The organism is Streptomyces sp. SID3343 (assembly GCF_009865215.1).
GTDB lineage: Bacteria > Actinomycetota > Actinomycetes > Streptomycetales > Streptomycetaceae > Embleya.
The window spans coordinates 1-855 of sequence record NZ_WWJX01001148.1; the positions used below are offsets into that span (position 1 = coordinate 1).

At 71.9% G+C, this 855-nt stretch carries 2 protein-coding genes; both read left to right on the forward strand.

The window, feature by feature from the left end; translation table 11 throughout:
* The coding region (locus GT354_RS36015) for a hypothetical protein (protein ID WP_161360592.1) at positions 1–257 on the forward strand (257 nt) is incomplete at its 5' end.
* A gap of 195 nt (positions 258–452) precedes the next feature.
* On the forward strand, positions 453–855 hold a 403-nt coding region (locus GT354_RS36020; RefSeq protein WP_161360593.1), incomplete at its 3' end, for a hypothetical protein.

Consider the following 855-nt stretch of genomic DNA (forward strand, 5'->3'; position numbering starts at 1 on the left):
TGGACCACCCCACCGCGCCCGCGCCGTACACCCTGGGCGACGGCGCCGGCGTGTGGGTGGCCCACGGTGTGGTCCTGGCGCTCACGGCACCCCATCCCGAGGCCGCCGCGATCTTGCTGCGCGCCGCCGGTCACGTCACCGCCGCGCAGGGCCTGCCCGAACTGGCCATCGACCTCCCCGACGACACCCACGCGAAGGCATGCGCGGTGGCGGGATTCTCGCGCCGTACGCGTTATTGGGGGAAACCCATCCTGTGAGGCATCGGGTGCATCCCTGATCCTGGACGTACTCCACGGGGAGGAGACGGCACCGTTCATGTCCTCCCGGAGTACCGATCGGCCCGCCGATCGTGGCGTCCGCCGACGGCGAGGGTCACGATGGAGGTGGACTCGACCGGGCGTGCCCGACCGAGTGTGAAGCGAAGACGAGAACCGAAAGAGGAGGCCGAGCGCATGTCCGGCGCAGATGTGGTCACCGGCGCGTTGTGCATGGCGCTGACGGGTCTCGGCCTGGTCATCGCGGTGCAGACCGCCCGACGACGGAATTACCTGAGCGCGACCCGGTGGACGGCCGCAGCCCTGTTCCCGATCGGCCTGTACCTGACGGGCGTCGCCACGCTGGGGCGCCGGGTGGGCAGCGCGACCGTCGACTGGGCGACCGACCTGGCGTTCGGGATCAAGGCGTGGGGCGGCGTCGCGATCCTGGCGTTCGCGGTGATGCTCCTGATGATCGCCCGCATGGTGGCCGGCCGGAAGGGCGGCACATCGGACGCCGGCGCGACCGCCCCGGACGTCTCCTCACTCACCGCCGCCGGCACGTCCGGCGGGGCGCTGCCGCAGAGCCGTCAGCCGAAGC